This window comes from Pseudomonas sp. GM24 (assembly GCF_000282235.1).
GTDB lineage: Bacteria > Pseudomonadota > Gammaproteobacteria > Pseudomonadales > Pseudomonadaceae > Aquipseudomonas.
This window is the reverse complement of sequence record NZ_AKJR01000189.1, coordinates 26,218-40,668: the sequence shown is the minus strand read 5'-3', so window position 1 is coordinate 40,668 and position 14,451 is coordinate 26,218. Positions and strand designations below refer to the sequence as shown.

Genomic DNA, 14,451 nt, shown 5'->3' with positions numbered 1-14,451 from the left:
CGATGTTACGATCATGACCACGTTAAACTTTGTACTTAATCCCTTCGGGTATCTAACCTTCGCCGTGAAGAGTACAGCGGCTTAAAGTTTCAAGCTGTTTCTCGCCGCCACTATCTCGTCTGCGCTCGCCTTATAAACCTCAGCTTGTCCGGCGTAGGAAAGAACATAAGCCTTGTCCGCCTCTACCGCCGCTACCAGGGTTTGCGACAACACATGCCGACCGTTTTCGGTGATCGTGCAAGTGGTTTCCAGCGCCGACAAAGAACCCAGCGTCGCCGCATGCACTTTGTTGCAGACGCTTTGGTAGCCGCCCTGGAAGAAGTCCTTCTGTATCGACTTGCGCATTTCCAGCAGCACGCCCTGCAAATTGACCTGGTGGCCCTTCTCAACCTGAGTCATGGTCAATTCCATCACCATCACCTGATTGCCATTGGCATCATTCTTCACCGCTCGCTGACGGGAAACCTGTGCCGTCACCGGAGGCAGCGCCTCGACTTCCCAGCCGGCCGGCCAGGTGATGCTCGGTTCGTCCGCCGACGCGCACACCGCCACCAGCGACAAAAAAGAAAAAACAAACAGGGATTTGAACAGTCGGATCATTGCCGGGCGCACTCACAGATTGAGCGGTAAAGTCTGAGGCTCGCCCGCACGCAGGGCAAGCCTGCCCTTTCATTTGGCGATGCCGACAGGCATGCGTATCATTGCGCCCATTCACTCGCCCATAGTTATTGGAGGGCCCATGAGCCTGCACGAACTCAACACTTTCCCCGGCGTCACTGCCACCCCAGACAGCGCAACCCGCAACTTCGTCTTCAACCACACCATGTTGCGCGTCAAAGACATCACCCAATCCCTGGACTTCTACACTCGCGTGCTGGGTTTCTCGCTGGTTGAGAAGCGCGACTTCCCGGAAGCCGAGTTCAGCCTGTACTTCCTCGCGCTGGTCGACAAGGCACAGATCCCGGCTGACGCAGCGGCTCGCACCGAGTGGATGAAGTCGATTCCAGGCATTCTGGAACTGACTCACAACCACGGCACTGAGAACGACGCCGATTTCGCTTATCACAACGGCAATACCGACCCGCGTGGTTTTGGCCATATCTGCATTTCGGTGCCGGATATTGTCTCGGCCTGTGCGCGTTTTGAAGAACTGGGCTGCGACTTCCAGAAGCGTCTGAGCGATGGCCGCATGAAAAGCCTGGCGTTCATCAAGGATCCGGATGGTTACTGGGTCGAGATTATTCAACCTGCGCCGCTGTAAAAGCAAAAGCCCCTCACCCTAGCCCTCTCCCTGGGGGAGAGGGAACTGATTGGGGGATATTGCAGAGTTACACCGACTTGAACGATTGGCGTTGAATCCATAATCGATTAGGTCTTACAAGTCGACGCACCACTTCTCGGCCGGCTCCCTCTCCCACAGGGAGAGGGGCTGATTGGGGGATATTGCGCAGGTTCACCGACTTTAACGGCTGGCGCTGTATCCATAATCGACTGGCGCTTTCAGGTCGATGGAAAACGCCAGACACCTCGGTCGGCCCCCTCTCCTTCGGGAGAGGGCTGGGGTGAGGGGCTGCTTTTCACGCGCAATAAAAAACCCATGATCGCTCATGGGTTTTTTCATTTCTGGCCCGGCAGTTACGCAGGAGCCGACGTGCGGATCAAATGATCAAAAGCGCTCAGCGAAGCCTTGGCGCCCTCGCCCACCGCAATCACGATCTGCTTGTACGGCACAGTGGTCACGTCACCCGCTGCAAAGATGCCTGGAATCGACGTTTCACCGCGGTTATCGACAATGATCTCGCCACGCGGCGACAGCTCGATGGTGCCCTTCAGCCAGTCAGTGTTCGGCAACAAACCAATCTGCACGAAGATCCCTTCCAGCTCGACAGTGCGCAGCTCGTCAGTGTTGCGATCCTTGTAGCGCAGACCGTTGACCTTCTCGCCATTGCCGGTGACTTCAGTGGTTTGCGCACTGGTGATCACGGTGACGTTCGGCAGGCTGTGCAGCTTGCGTTGCAATACGGCGTCAGCACGCAGTTGTACGTCGAACTCCAGCAGCGTTACGTGCGACACGATCCCGGCCAGGTCGATGGCCGCTTCGACGCCGGAGTTACCGCCACCGATCACTGCCACGCGCTTGCCCTTGAACAATGGGCCGTCGCAGTGCGGGCAGTACGCCACGCCTTTGTTGCGGTATTCCTGCTCGCCCGGCACGTTCATTTCACGCCATCGCGCACCGGTCGCCAGAATCACACTCTTGGCTTTGAGGGTTGCGCCGCTGGCGAAGCGGACTTCATGCAGCTCGCCGTTTTTGCCCGGGATCAGCTTGTCGGCGCGTTGCAGGTTCATGATGTCGACGTCGTACTGCTTGACGTGTTCTTCCAGCGCCGTGGCCAGTTTCGGCCCTTCGGTTTCCTGCACGGAGATGAAGTTCTCGATAGCCATGGTGTCGAGCACCTGACCGCCGAAACGCTCAGCCGCGACGCCGGTGCGGATGCCTTTACGTGCAGCGTAAATCGCTGCCGAAGCACCGGCCGGGCCACCGCCGACAACCAACACGTCGAAGGCCTCTTTAGCGCTGATCTTCTCGGCCTGACGCTCGATGGCGCCGGTGTCCAGTTTGGCGAGAATCTCTTCCAGGCCCATGCGGCCCTGGCCGAAGTTTTCACCATTGAGGTAGATGCTCGGCACGGCCATGATCTTGCGATCGTTGACTTCGTCCTGGAACAACGCGCCGTCGATGGCGACGTGGCGAATGTTCGGATTGAGCACGGCCATCAGGTTCAGCGCCTGGACCACGTCCGGGCAGTTCTGGCAAGACAGCGAGAAGTAAGTCTCGAAGCTGAACTGGCCTTTGAGCGAGCGAATCTGCTCGATCACTTCAACACTGGCTTTCGATGGGTGGCCGCCGACTTGCAGCAAGGCCAGTACCAGCGAGGTGAACTCGTGGCCCATCGGGATGCCGGCGAAACGCAGACTGATGTCAGCGCCCGGGCGGTTGATCGAGAACGATGGCTTGCGTGCATCGGCACCGCTGTCGATCAAGGTAATTTGGCTCGAAAGACTGGCAACGTCTTTCAGCAGTTCCAGCATTTCACGGGATTTCGCACCGTCGTCGAGGGAGGCAACGATCTCGATCGGCTGGGTGACCCGTTCCAGGTACGATTTCAACTGGGCTTTAAGATTGGCGTCCAACATACGGGCGATTTCCTTTATTCGAGGCGAAAAAAAGCCCGAGCGAATCTCGCCCGGGCATTTTTATGGGGCGGTGCAGCTAACTTAAGTAGGTGCGGAGATCCGCCCCGAGTTGCGTGTCACAGACTTAGATCTTGCCGACCAGGTCCAGGGACGGTGCCAGAGTGGCCTCGCCTTCTTTCCACTTGGCTGGGCAAACTTCGCCTGGGTGAGCAGCAACGTACTGAGCGGCCTTGATCTTGCGCAGCAGCTCGGAAGCGTCACGGCCAACGCCGCCATCGTTCAGTTCAACGATTTTGATCTGGCCTTCAGGGTTGATCACGAAGGTGCCACGGTCAGCCAGACCAACTTCTTCGATCAGCACGTCGAAGTTGCGGGAGATGGCGTGGGTCGGGTCGCCGATCATGGTGTATTCGATTTTGCCGATGGCTGGCGAAGTGTTGTGCCAGGCAGCGTGAGCAAAGTGGGTGTCAGTGGACACGCTGTAGATTTCTACGCCGAGTTTCTGGAAAGCAGCGTAGTTGTCAGCCAGGTCTTCCAGCTCGGTTGGGCAAACGAAGGTGAAGTCGGCTGGGTAGAAGAACACGACCGACCACTTGCCTTTCAGGTCAGCGTCCGAGACTTGAACGAAGTCGCCGTTTTTGAACGCGGTAGCTTTGAACGGTTTTACTTGGCTGTTGATGATAGGCATTGATGACTCTCCGTCAGGGGTTATGAAGTTGATGGGTGAATCCTACCCACTCACTCGACGGATGGCTCATTGGCAAACCTGATGCTGCTGATTTGTTTTCGCTATTAGCTGACTGTATTAATAGAAGAAAACGATCTCTACGACGAAGCCGGTTTATCCGTAATCCGAGCCATTCCCTGGAATGGGCTGGCTTCAACATAGCGCATCGCGGACTTCATATCCTTCCAGCCGACGTAGCTCATCAACGACTTCAGATCCCAGCCACTTTGGTGTGCCCATGTGGCAAAGCCTCGGCGCAGCGAGTGGCTGGTGTAGTTTTCGGCGGCAATGCCCGCACGCTGCAACGCCTGGCGCAGCAGAGGGATGATGCTGTTGGCGTGCAAGCCCTCCTCGTTCAGATTGCCCCAGCGGTCGATGCTACGAAAAACCGGGCCACGCACCAGCGCCGCCTCAGTGATCCAGTCGATGTAGGCCTGCACCGGACACAACTTGAGCAGCGCCGGCGCCTGATAGGTCTGGCCGAGGTTTTCCCGATCACCCTTGCTGCGTGGCAAATACAAGGTAATGCCTTTGCCGGCATGCGCTTGCACGTGTTCGATTTGCAAGCGACACAACTCATCGCTGCGGAAGCCGCGCCAGAACCCCAGCAGGATCAAGGCGCGATCACGGTAAGCCTTGAGCAGTATCGGGCGATCCTGTTGCTCTTTCGCGGTTTGCACCTCCTGCTCAAGCCAATCGATGACGCGCTGCAGATCCTGCAACTGCAACGGCTCGGCCTGTTTCTCTTGCGCCGGGTGCAGAGCGCGAATGCCTTTGAAGACCTTGCGCACCACTGGCGCCTTGGTCGGATCGGCAAACCCTTGGCTGTTGTGCCACTGCGCCAGCGCCGACAGACGCAGTTTCAGCGTATTGATCGACAGCTCTTCGGCGTGCGCTACCAGATACCGCGCGACGCTGTCGGCTGTGGCCGGCAAGAACCCGCCCCACTTCACTTCGAAATGCTCGATGGCCGCGCGATAGCTACGGCGGGTGTTGTCGCGGGTGGCCGCTTGCAGATAGCGATCCAGATCGCTCATGGGCTGTTTTCTCGCTGGCGTACTGATATGGGGATGCAGATGCGCATTTTGCCGCCTGACACTGGGTAATACCAGTATATCCCGCGTCTTGATTATCAAAGTTTTATGTTTATTTTTGAGATGGTACACTGCGTACTTTAGTGGCATGTACCACAGTACGTAACCGTAGGAGTTCACATGGCCCGTGGCGGCATTACCAAAGCACTGGTGCAGATCGCGCGCACAGCGATCCTCGCCCGTGGCGAACACCCGAGCATCGATGCAGTACGCATCGAAATGGGCAACACCGGCTCGAAAACCACGATCCATCGTTATTTGAAAGACCTGGATGACGGCGCGCAGCCGGTTGAAGCCTCGGCGGAGCCCATCGATGACGAGTTGACCGCCCTCGTCTCTCGTCTCGCCCAGCGCCTCAAAGAACAGGCGCAAGAGCCCATCGAGCAGGCCCGTGAGCAGTTCGAGGAACAGCGCGAAGCACTGGAGTCGGAGCTGAAACAAACGCGCCAGGCGCTGGAAAAGCTCGAACACGACCACGACATTCAAGGCGCCGCACTGGAGCGCGAATCCGAAGCGCTGAACAACACGCGGTCAATGCTGCAAACCGAGCAAACCCGCAATGCCGGGCTGAATCAGGCATTGGCGGATTTTGAATTGCGCTTGCAGGACAAGGACGAGCAGATCCGCTCGCTGGAAGAAAAACACCTGCATGCCCGTGACGCGCTGGAGCACTACCGCAACGCCAGCAAAGAGCAGCGCGAGCAGGAACAGAGCCGCCACGAAGCGCAGGTGCAGCAGATTCAGGCCGAATTGCGTCAGGCGCAGCAAAGTGCATTGGTCCGCCAGGACGAGATCACCCAACTGCACCGCGACAACGAACGCCTGCTCACGGAAAACCGTGGCACCCAGCGCGAACTGAGCCTGTTGCAAGATCAGCTCAAGCAGAGCAATCAGCGTCAGGATCAACTGCTCGAACAAGCGACCCGCGTCGACAGTGAGCGCACCCTCCTCCAGGAACGCTTGCGCGTAGCCACCCTGGAAAGCCAGACACTCAAACAGAGCGTCGAGGAGCAGACGCTGCTCAACCAGTCACTGGAAAAGGAATTGAACAAGGCCCAGGCAAGCCTGGAAGAAAGCCAGCGTCTGGCGCCCACCGTTGCGGCAGCGCCAGACTCAGCCAAACCGAAAGACGCTTAAGCGCCGACCGGCGTACGCATGGTGACGAACTCTTCGGCGGCCGTCGGGTGTACCCCGATCGTGTCGTCGAAGTCACGCTTGGTTGCGCCAGCCTTCAACGCAATCGCCAAACCCTGAACGATCTCGCCAGCGTCCGGGCCGACCATGTGGCAGCCGAGGACTTTGTCGGTCTCGCCGTCGACCACCAGCTTCATCAGCGTCTTCTCCTGGCACTCGGTCAGGGTCAGCTTCATCGGTCGGAAACGGCTCTCGAAGATCACCACATCATGACCCGCGTCGCGCGCTTCTTCCTCGGTCAAACCGACCGTGCCGATGTTCGGCAGGCTGAACACCGCCGTCGGGATCATCTTGTAATCCACCGGACGGTATTGCTCAGGTCTGAACAGACGACGCGCCACGGCCATACCTTCAGCCAATGCCACTGGCGTCAGTTGCACACGACCAATGACATCGCCCAGCGCCAGAATCGATGGCTCGCTGGTCTGGTATTGCTCGTCGACTTTGATGAAGCCTTTGTCGGTGAGCTGCACATCGGTGTTTTCCAGGCCCAGATTGTCAAGCATCGGACGCCGCCCCGTGGCGTAGAAAATGCAATCCGCCTCCAGCTCACGACCATCCTTGAGGGTCGCTTTCAAGCTGCCGTCAGCCTGCTTGTCGATGCGCGCGATGTCGGCATTGAATTGCAGATCCAGACCACGCTTGGTCAGCTCTTCCTGTAAATGCTTGCGCACCGAACCATCGAAGCCGCGCAGGAACAGATCACCGCGATAAAGCAGCGTGGTATTTGCACCGAGGCCGTGGAAAATCCCGGCGAATTCGACCGCGATATAACCGCCGCCCACCACCAGCACACGCTTTGGCAGCTCTTTGAGGAAGAACGCTTCATTGGAACCAATTGCGTGTTCGCGCCCCGGAATTTCCGGAATCTGCGGCCAGCCACCGGTGGCAATCAGGATGCTTTTCGCGGTGTAGCGCTCACCATTCACTTCAACCTCATGCGGGCCAACGATCTTCGCGTGCGCTTCATGCAAGGTCACGCCGCTGTTGACCAGCAGATTGCGATAGATGCCGTTGAGGCGATTGATCTCGCGATCCTTGTTGGCGATCAGCGTCGCCCAATCGAAATTCGCCTCACCCAGGCTCCAGCCGAAACCGGACGCCTGCTCAAAGTCTTCGGCGAAATGCGCGCCGTACACCAGCAGCTTTTTCGGCACACAGCCGACATTGACGCAGGTCCCGCCCAGATAACGGCTCTCCGCCACCGCCACTTTCGCACCGAAACCGGCCGCAAAACGCGCAGCGCGCACACCGCCGGAACCGGCACCAATCACATAAAGGTCAAAATCGTAGGCCATTTCTATCTCCTCGGCAGGGGATCAGCATACCTGCAGACGCCCATTGGGCAAGCACTGCCAGTCATATGGGGGCGCAAAATGAAAAAACCCGCCGAAGCGGGTTTTTCTTACAGACCAATCAAGCGCTCTTAGTAAGCCTTGCCAGTCTTGTAGAAGTTCTCGAAGCAGAAGTTGGTCGCTTCGATGTAGCCTTCAGCGCCACCGCAGTCGAATCGCTTGCCTTTGAACTTGTAGGCCATGACGCAGCCGTTCTGGGCTTGTTTCATCAGGGCGTCGGTGATCTGGATTTCGCCGCCCTTGCCTGGCTCGGTCTGTTCGATCAGGTCGAAGATGTCCGGGGTCAGGATGTAACGGCCGATGATTGCCAGGTTCGACGGCGCGTCTTCCGGCTTTGGCTTCTCGACCATGCTGTGAACGCGGTAGATGTCGTCGCGAATCATCTCGCCAGCGATAACGCCATATTTGCTGGTTTCCTGCGGATCGACTTCCTGGATGGCGATGATCGAGCAGCGGAACTGCTTGTACAGCTTGACCATTTGGGTCAGTACGCCGTCGCCTTCGAGGTTGACGCACAGGTCATCCGCTAGGACCACGGCGAACGGTTCGTCGCCGATCAGCGGGCGGCCGGTCAGGATCGCGTGACCCAGGCCTTTCATTTCAGTTTGACGGGTGTAGGAGAACGAGCACTCGTCGAGCAGTTTGCGGATACCGACCAGGTATTTCTCTTTGTCGGTGCCTTTGATCTGGTTTTCCAGCTCGTAGCTGATGTCGAAGTGGTCTTCCAGAGCACGCTTGCCACGACCGGTGACGATGGAGATTTCCGTCAGGCCGGCATCCAGAGCTTCTTCAACGCCGTACTGGATCAGTGGCTTGTTTACCACCGGCAGCATTTCTTTAGGCATGGCTTTAGTCGCTGGCAGGAAGCGAGTACCGTAACCGGCTGCTGGGAACAAGCATTTCTTGATCATATAAGTCCTTGAAAGGGCTGTGTGTACGAGTTTCGGCGCAGTCTAATCAGGCGGCGTACACCTTACAATGCCCCGCACTGGCTAACCGATGCCAACATAGAGAAATATTCTCGCCGATAGTTCCATCGGCATCCTGACGCAGCCAGATCAGCGTAGCTCATAGCTGTCGACAATCCGGATTACCATACGCTCATCGCCCCCCAATGCCAGCATTTGGCGGTATCATGGCGCCTTTGAACCAGCGAACGAGACAGATAGATGGCCGCGGTAAAAATCATCAACGGGTATGTGATCGACAAGAAAGACGGCAAGTGGACGCTGACCACCACCAATGGCGAACACATCGCCGGGCCTTTCGACAGCGAACAAATGGCCACCGATGTGGCTTCCGTATTCACGGACACTCCGGCATCGGCCAAGCGCCGCGGCAAAGATCAGGACTGATCAGTCCCGACACGCCGCAGCCCTGCCCTTGTGCAGGGCTTTTTTGTGCCCGCTGACAAACAAGTGGCCAAACGCTATAACCTTTTCACACCGGCGCTGTCAGAGCGTCTAGTCCCCCTTGCTGAAGACCCCGAACATGACTTTGAAAAAATGGCTGCCCCTGATAGCGGTATTGGCACTGGCCGGCTGCGCGACCTCCCAACCCACGTACCTGAACAACGGTGAACAGGGCCTGTCGATCGATTGCTCCGGCGAAGCCAACTCCTGGGCGACCTGCTATGAAAAAGCCGATGCGTCCTGTGCAGGCACCGGTTATCGCATCGTCGGCACTGACGGTACGCCTCAGCCCAAGGAAAGCGACAAAACGCTGGGAGTCGATGTCGGCAACTACAAGAACCGCAACGTTGTCGTGGTCTGCAAATAGACCTTACATATGAATTTCGGCGAATTTGATCCCGAGTCCGCGTACGACTTCGATCAGATCGTCGAGACGGTTGAACGACTCGACTTCGTCGTTTTCGTCGACCAGAAAATAACTGCGTCCGGCGCTCTTCTTGAAAAACACGATCCACTCCCCCGGATTCGCCGGGTTCTGGATGACATGGGTGGCAGAGATCAGGCCCTCTACGTGGCGCTCCCGTACTTGCTCTCGCTTCATCGCGACTCCAGAAATGAAAATGCCGTCACAGCATGACTGCGACGGCATCGTTGCTGATGACAATCAGTCTATCAGCCGGAAATACACGCATTGGCGGCGTTTCGCACATCACGCGGACGTACTGGCACATTCGACATGCGCTCATGCAACTTGATGCTGCTGCCGCCGGAGCGATCTTCGATATCAAATACCGCTGCCGCGCCGGTGGAAAATTTACCCGGGACGATCACCCGAACCCCGTCCTTGTGCGGCTGCATTTGCAGCGCACCGCGGCTGTCCGCCAGCTTCTCGGCCAGGCATTGGGCATATTCATGGGGTTTCTTGCCGGAGATTACGCTCACGGTCGGCAGCGTTTCATTGATTTCGGAAACACTCGCACAACCACCCACAGCCAGAATCAACGGTAGACACACCACACCCCACTTCATACAAAACCTCCGTTAAAGACCGTCCGACAGCACAAATGCCGTTTTTCTCCGGGGCCTTCTGCATTTAACCCGCATCCGATTGCGAATATCTGTTCAAAATTGTCAAACCAACGCCCGACGGCCAGATAATAACCCGTGCGGGCTGATAAACTGCGCGCAATTACAAGCTATCGTTTTGATTTTGTAGAAAAAGCCCTTCTGGAGGCGCCCATGAAATTCATTCACCAGCGCGAACACCTCAACGAAGACGACATCGTCGTCATCCAATGCTCGCAAATGTGCAACATCCGTCTGATGAACGACGCCAACTTCCGCAGCTTCAAAAACGGCGGCCGTCACACCTATCACGGCGGCGCCTTCGACACCTTTCCGGCCCGTATCACCGCGCCGAGCACCGGTTTCTGGAACATCACCATCGACACCGTCAACCGCCGTGCGATCAGCGTGACCCGCAAGCCGACGCTGACTCACTCGATCAAGATCATCCGCCGCTCCAGCACCAAACTCAGCTGAGACAAGCCGTCCAACCAGAAAGGAATGCATGACCGTGGCCCAAACGACCAAATACGTCATCAAATACAAACTCAACGGTGAACGCCGCTTTGAGTTCGCGCAGCTGGAAAACGGCACTGCCGAAGAAGCCAAGGCTGCTTTGGATGCCCTTCACGGCCAGAGCGACGACGTGATCAGCGAGATCGCCGTCAGCAAAGCGCTGTAAGCATCGACAGGAATTCGACCGCAAGCGGCGGAGTGTTCTGCCGCGAGGCCCTGCCTAGACTGATTTTCTTCGACCAAGCGTCAAGGAGTCAGCATGTCGATGTCACCCTCTCGTCTGGATTCACTCGACTGGGCAAGCCTTGAGCGGCAACTGGATCAGGACGGCTACGCGATCGTCCGTTCGCTGCTGCTGACTAAAACCTGCGATCAATTGAGTGCGCTGTATCAGCAGACCGAACCGTTTCGTTCGCAGGTCATCATGGCCCGCCACGGTTTCGGTCGTGGCGAGTACAAATATTTTCGTTATCCCCTGCCGACACCCGTAGAACGCCTTCGCGGCGCACTGTACCCGTGCCTGGTTGCCTTGGCCAATCGCTGGTACGAACGCATGAACCTGCGCGAGCGTTTTCCGCCGAGCCATGCCGAATTTCTTCAGCGCTGCCATGCCGCCGGTCAACTACGCCCTACCCCGCTTCTTTTGCAGTACGGCGCGCAGGACTACAACTGCCTGCATCAGGACCTGTACGGCGAATCGGTGTTTCCGCTGCAAGTGGCGATACTTCTGTCAGAACCCGGGCAAGACTTCAGTGGGGGCGAATTCGTTCTCACCGAGCAGCGCCCGCGCATGCAGTCTCGCCCGCACGTACTCGATCTGACGAAAGGTGATGCGGTGATCTTTGCCGTGAACCAGCGCCCGGTCAAAGGCGTGCGCGGTGATTATCGGGTAACGATGCGCCACGGCGTCAGTCGCCTGCACAGTGGAAAAAGGCATACCCTAGGCATCATCTTTCACGACGCCACCTGACCTACATGCAACCGAACACTTTCGATCTGTTCGCCGATCATGAACCCGAGCAACGCCCCCGCGCCGAGCAGATTGGCGAGCAATCGTGGCTGCTGCATGGTTTTGCCCTGCCGCTGATCGAGCAGATCCTGCCGGCGCTGGATACGATTCTTGCCGCAGCGCCGTTGCGCCACATGGTCACGCCGGGTGGATTCAGCATGTCGGTGGGCACTAGCAGTTGCGGCGCTTTGGGCTGGATCACTGATCGCTATGGCTATCGTTATTCAGGCGTCGATCCGCTCAGTCATTTGCCATGGCCGCCAATGCCGGAAGTATTCGCGGCACTGGCGCACTCGGCAGCCGCGCAAGCCGGATTCGCTGACTTCAACGCCGATTCCTGCCTGATCAACCGCTATGTCCCCGGCGCCAAGATGTCATTGCACCAGGATAAAGACGAAAAGGCCTACAGTGCACCGATCGTTTCGCTGTCACTGGGGTTGCCGGCAATGTTCCTCTTCGGCGGTTTCAATCGCAGCGACAAGAGCCAGCGCATTGCCTTGCTGCATGGCGACATGGTGGTCTGGGGTGGCGTTGATCGCTTGCGTTTTCACGGTGTACTGCCGATCAAGCAAGGACGGCATCCGCGCCTGGGGGAACAGCGGATCAATCTGACCTTTCGCGTGGCCGGATAGTCTGCAAAAAATTTGACCGCAAGGCCCGGAGTGTTGCGCCTTGCGACGCTGGTTAACCTGAATCAAACAGGTCAACGGACAAACCCTCATGAAAACGCTTTCGACTCCTTTCACGATTGAAACAGACCCACGCTGGGCCGCTGTGGTTGCGCGAGATTCACGGGCGGACGGGCAATTTGTCTACGCGGTGAAAACCACCGGCATCTACTGCCGCCCGAGCAGCCTTGCGCGCTTGCCGAAACCGCAGAACGTCGAGTTTTTCGATACCGCTGAACAGGCCGAGGCTGCCGGCTATCGGCCGAGCAAAAGAACCAGCAAGGATCAAAGTGATGTCGCCGCGCAGCATGCCGCGACCGTCGCCATTGCCTGCCGCCAAATCGAATCCGCCGAGACGTTGCCGGCGCTCAACGAACTGGCGCAAACCGCTGGCCTGAGTCCGTTTCACTTCCATCGTGTCTTCAAGGCCGCGACGGGGTTGACGCCCAAGGGCTACGCAACGGCGCATCGCTCGCGCAAAGTCCGTGAGCGCCTGGCAGACGGCGGCTCGGTAACCGATGCGTTGTATGACGCCGGTTTCAATTCCAATAGCCGTTTCTATGAATCAGCAGATCATTTGTTGGGGATGAAACCCGGCGACTATCGCGCGGCCGGGAAGAACAACGACATTCGCTTCGCCGTCGGCCAATGCTCGCTAGGAGCGATTCTGGTGGCGCAAAGCGAGCGCGGTGTGTGTGCGATTCTGCTGGGTGACGATCCGCATCAATTGGTGTGCGATCTGCAGGACCAGTTTCGCAAGGCCAACCTGATTGGCGCCGATAGCGGTTTCGAGCAATTGATCGCCAGAGTCGTGGGATTTATCGAAGCGCCGGCGATTGGCCTGGACCTGCCACTGGACGTGCGAGGCACGGCGTTTCAGGAACGCGTGTGGCAGGCGCTGCGGGAAATTCCGCTGGGCCAGACGGCCAGCTACGCCGAGATTGCCCAGCGCATTGGCGCACCGACATCCATGCGCGCGGTAGCCCAGGCCTGTGGGGCCAACCGTTTGGCGGTGGCGATCCCTTGCCACCGCGTGGTGCGCAGCGATGGCAATCTTTCGGGCTATCGCTGGGGCGTCGAGCGCAAACGTCAATTGCTTGAGCGCGAGACACAGGCTTGACGGATGCCGAGGTCGATCGCGACTGACATTGTCAGCGATTAACGTCCACTACAACCCGCCCGCGAAGCTGTCCGGCAAGTAACTTCGGCGCCGCATCAATCGCCTCGTTCAGGCCGATTTCATGGCTGATCAATGCCAGCAAGGAGAAATCCAGATCCTTGGCCAGACGCTCCCACGCTTCGACGCGGCGCGCCTTGGGCTGGGTCACGCTGTTGATGCCGGCCAGTGTCACACCACGCAAAATGAACGGAGCAACCGACGCCGGGAAATCCATGCCCTGCGCCAGACCACAGGCGGCGACGGTGCCTTCGGAGCGAGTGCTGGCGCAGGCATTGGCCAGCGTATGACTGCCTACCGAATCGATCACCGCTGCCCAGCGCTCTTTGGCCAGTGGCTTGCCGGGCGCTGACAAGGTCGCGCGGTCGATGATTTCAGTGGCGCCCAACTGCTTCAGATACTCATGCTCGGAAACACGGCCGGTGGATGCGACGACGCGGTAGCCGAGCTTGCTCAGCAAAGCGATGGCGAAACTGCCAACGCCACCGTTGGCCCCCGTGACCAACACCTCACCCTGATCGGGCGTCACGCCATTACGTTCGAGTGCCAGAATGCACAGCATCGCCGTATACCCGGCCGTACCGACGGCCATGGCTTGCGCTGCGGTGAAGGCTTTGGGCAATGGAATCAGCCAGTCGCCATTGAGCCGCGCCTTCTGCGCCAGACCACCCCAGTGATTTTCGCCGACACCCCAGCCATTGAGCACCACCTGATCACCCACCTTATAGTCGGGGTGCGAACTGGCTTCTACGCTGCCCGCCAGGTCGATCCCCGGCACCATCGGAAACTTGCGTACCACCGGACTGCTGCCGGTAATCGCCAGCCCATCCTTGAAGTTCAGCGTGCTGTACGCAACAGCGACGGTGACATCGCCTTCGGGCAACTGATCTTCGTTGACTTGCTGCAGGCTGGCGCGATAACCGCTGTCGTCTTTGTCGATCACAATGGCGTTGAACATGACTGCCTCGTATGACTGTTTTCAGAATGTCGTGCCTTGAAATACCACATTGCAACACGCTGCCACATACGACTTTGT

General features: G+C 58.0%; 18 protein-coding genes. 9 read left to right on the top strand and 9 right to left on the bottom strand.

All coding sequences use genetic code 11. The features are described 5' to 3' along the window. Nucleotides 1-81: 81 nt before the first annotated feature. The gene (locus PMI23_RS20760; RefSeq protein ID WP_007912218.1) at nt 82-600 is read right to left on the bottom strand and encodes a DUF4946 domain-containing protein; all 519 of its coding nucleotides are present in this window, start codon (nt 598-600) and stop codon (nt 82-84) included. 139 nt (nt 601-739) lie between these two features. Between PMI23_RS20760 and gloA the strand changes: the two genes are divergently transcribed. After that, on the top strand, nt 740-1,261 hold the full coding sequence (gene gloA, locus PMI23_RS20755) for a lactoylglutathione lyase (protein WP_007912219.1): 522 nt from the start codon (nt 740-742) through the stop codon (nt 1,259-1,261). Between the two features lie 374 nt (nt 1,262-1,635). Here gloA and ahpF read toward each other — a convergent pair whose 3' ends face one another. The 3 genes from ahpF to PMI23_RS20740 form a co-directional block, all read right to left on the bottom strand. Next, the gene (gene ahpF / locus PMI23_RS20750; RefSeq protein ID WP_007912223.1) at nt 1,636-3,198 is read right to left on the bottom strand and encodes an alkyl hydroperoxide reductase subunit F; all 1,563 of its coding nucleotides are present in this window, start codon (nt 3,196-3,198) and stop codon (nt 1,636-1,638) included. Nucleotides 3,199-3,322: 124 nt separating this feature from the next. Further along, nucleotides 3,323-3,886, bottom strand: a complete 564-nt coding sequence (gene ahpC, locus PMI23_RS20745) for an alkyl hydroperoxide reductase subunit C (protein WP_007912224.1) — start codon at nt 3,884-3,886, stop codon at nt 3,323-3,325. Between the two features lie 137 nt (nt 3,887-4,023). Next, nucleotides 4,024-4,962, bottom strand: coding sequence for a site-specific integrase (locus tag PMI23_RS20740; RefSeq protein WP_007912225.1), 939 nt, complete (start codon nt 4,960-4,962; stop codon nt 4,024-4,026). A 177-nt stretch (nt 4,963-5,139) separates the two neighbouring features. On the opposite strand from PMI23_RS20740, the gene PMI23_RS20735 reads away from it, so the two are divergent. After that, complete coding sequence (locus tag PMI23_RS20735; RefSeq protein ID WP_007912226.1) at nt 5,140-6,156, top strand: DNA-binding protein; 1,017 nt, start codon at nt 5,140-5,142, stop codon at nt 6,154-6,156. On the opposite strand, the gene gorA is transcribed toward PMI23_RS20735, so the two are convergent. Both gorA and galU read right to left on the bottom strand, forming a co-directional pair. Further along, the gene (gene gorA, locus PMI23_RS20730; RefSeq protein ID WP_007912228.1) at nt 6,153-7,511 is read right to left on the bottom strand and encodes a glutathione-disulfide reductase; all 1,359 of its coding nucleotides are present in this window, start codon (nt 7,509-7,511) and stop codon (nt 6,153-6,155) included. The two genes, PMI23_RS20735 and gorA, sit on opposite strands and share 4 nt — an antisense overlap. A gap of 128 nt (nt 7,512-7,639) precedes the next feature. Then, nucleotides 7,640-8,479 carry a UTP--glucose-1-phosphate uridylyltransferase GalU gene (gene galU, locus PMI23_RS20725; RefSeq protein WP_007912230.1) on the bottom strand — a complete coding sequence of 280 codons (840 nt, stop codon included), beginning with the start codon at nt 8,477-8,479 and terminating at the stop codon, nt 7,640-7,642. A 258-nt stretch (nt 8,480-8,737) separates the two neighbouring features. Here galU and PMI23_RS20720 point away from each other — a divergent pair, with 258 nt between their 5' ends. Further along, on the top strand, nt 8,738-8,923 hold the full coding sequence (locus tag PMI23_RS20720; RefSeq protein WP_007912238.1) for a hypothetical protein: 186 nt from the start codon (nt 8,738-8,740) through the stop codon (nt 8,921-8,923). A 136-nt stretch (nt 8,924-9,059) separates the two neighbouring features. Further along, a complete protein-coding gene (locus tag PMI23_RS20715) occupies nt 9,060-9,347 on the top strand; it encodes a lipoprotein (RefSeq protein WP_042704992.1) in 288 nt (95 codons plus the stop codon). 3 nt (nt 9,348-9,350) lie between these two features. Here PMI23_RS20715 and PMI23_RS20710 read toward each other — a convergent pair whose 3' ends face one another. Beyond that, complete coding sequence (locus PMI23_RS20710) at nt 9,351-9,581, bottom strand: hypothetical protein (RefSeq protein ID WP_007912247.1); 231 nt, start codon at nt 9,579-9,581, stop codon at nt 9,351-9,353. Between the two features lie 71 nt (nt 9,582-9,652). After that, the gene (locus PMI23_RS20705) at nt 9,653-10,009 is read right to left on the bottom strand and encodes a hypothetical protein (protein WP_007912249.1); all 357 of its coding nucleotides are present in this window, start codon (nt 10,007-10,009) and stop codon (nt 9,653-9,655) included. Between the two features lie 210 nt (nt 10,010-10,219). On the opposite strand from PMI23_RS20705, the gene PMI23_RS20700 reads away from it, so the two are divergent. The 5 genes from PMI23_RS20700 (at nt 10,220) to ada (ending at nt 13,358) form a co-directional block, all read left to right on the top strand. Beyond that, the gene (locus tag PMI23_RS20700) at nt 10,220-10,522 is read left to right on the top strand and encodes a DUF1883 domain-containing protein (protein WP_007912251.1); all 303 of its coding nucleotides are present in this window, start codon (nt 10,220-10,222) and stop codon (nt 10,520-10,522) included. A 28-nt stretch (nt 10,523-10,550) separates the two neighbouring features. After that, nucleotides 10,551-10,727, top strand: coding sequence for a hypothetical protein (locus PMI23_RS29685; RefSeq protein ID WP_007912252.1), 177 nt, complete (start codon nt 10,551-10,553; stop codon nt 10,725-10,727). 93 nt (nt 10,728-10,820) lie between these two features. Then, the gene (locus PMI23_RS20695) at nt 10,821-11,531 is read left to right on the top strand and encodes a 2OG-Fe(II) oxygenase (RefSeq protein WP_007912254.1); all 711 of its coding nucleotides are present in this window, start codon (nt 10,821-10,823) and stop codon (nt 11,529-11,531) included. Nucleotides 11,532-11,536: 5 nt separating this feature from the next. Next, complete coding sequence (alkB, locus tag PMI23_RS20690) at nt 11,537-12,202, top strand: DNA oxidative demethylase AlkB (RefSeq protein ID WP_007912257.1); 666 nt, start codon at nt 11,537-11,539, stop codon at nt 12,200-12,202. Between the two features lie 88 nt (nt 12,203-12,290). Then, nucleotides 12,291-13,358: a bifunctional DNA-binding transcriptional regulator/O6-methylguanine-DNA methyltransferase Ada gene (gene ada / locus PMI23_RS20685; RefSeq protein WP_007912258.1), complete on the top strand. Its 1,068-nt coding sequence runs from the start codon at nt 12,291-12,293 to the stop codon at nt 13,356-13,358. 31 nt (nt 13,359-13,389) lie between these two features. On the opposite strand, the gene acuI is transcribed toward ada, so the two are convergent. Then, on the bottom strand, nt 13,390-14,373 hold the full coding sequence (acuI, locus tag PMI23_RS20680; protein WP_007912260.1) for an acrylyl-CoA reductase (NADPH): 984 nt from the start codon (nt 14,371-14,373) through the stop codon (nt 13,390-13,392). Nucleotides 14,374-14,451 lie beyond the last annotated feature (78 nt).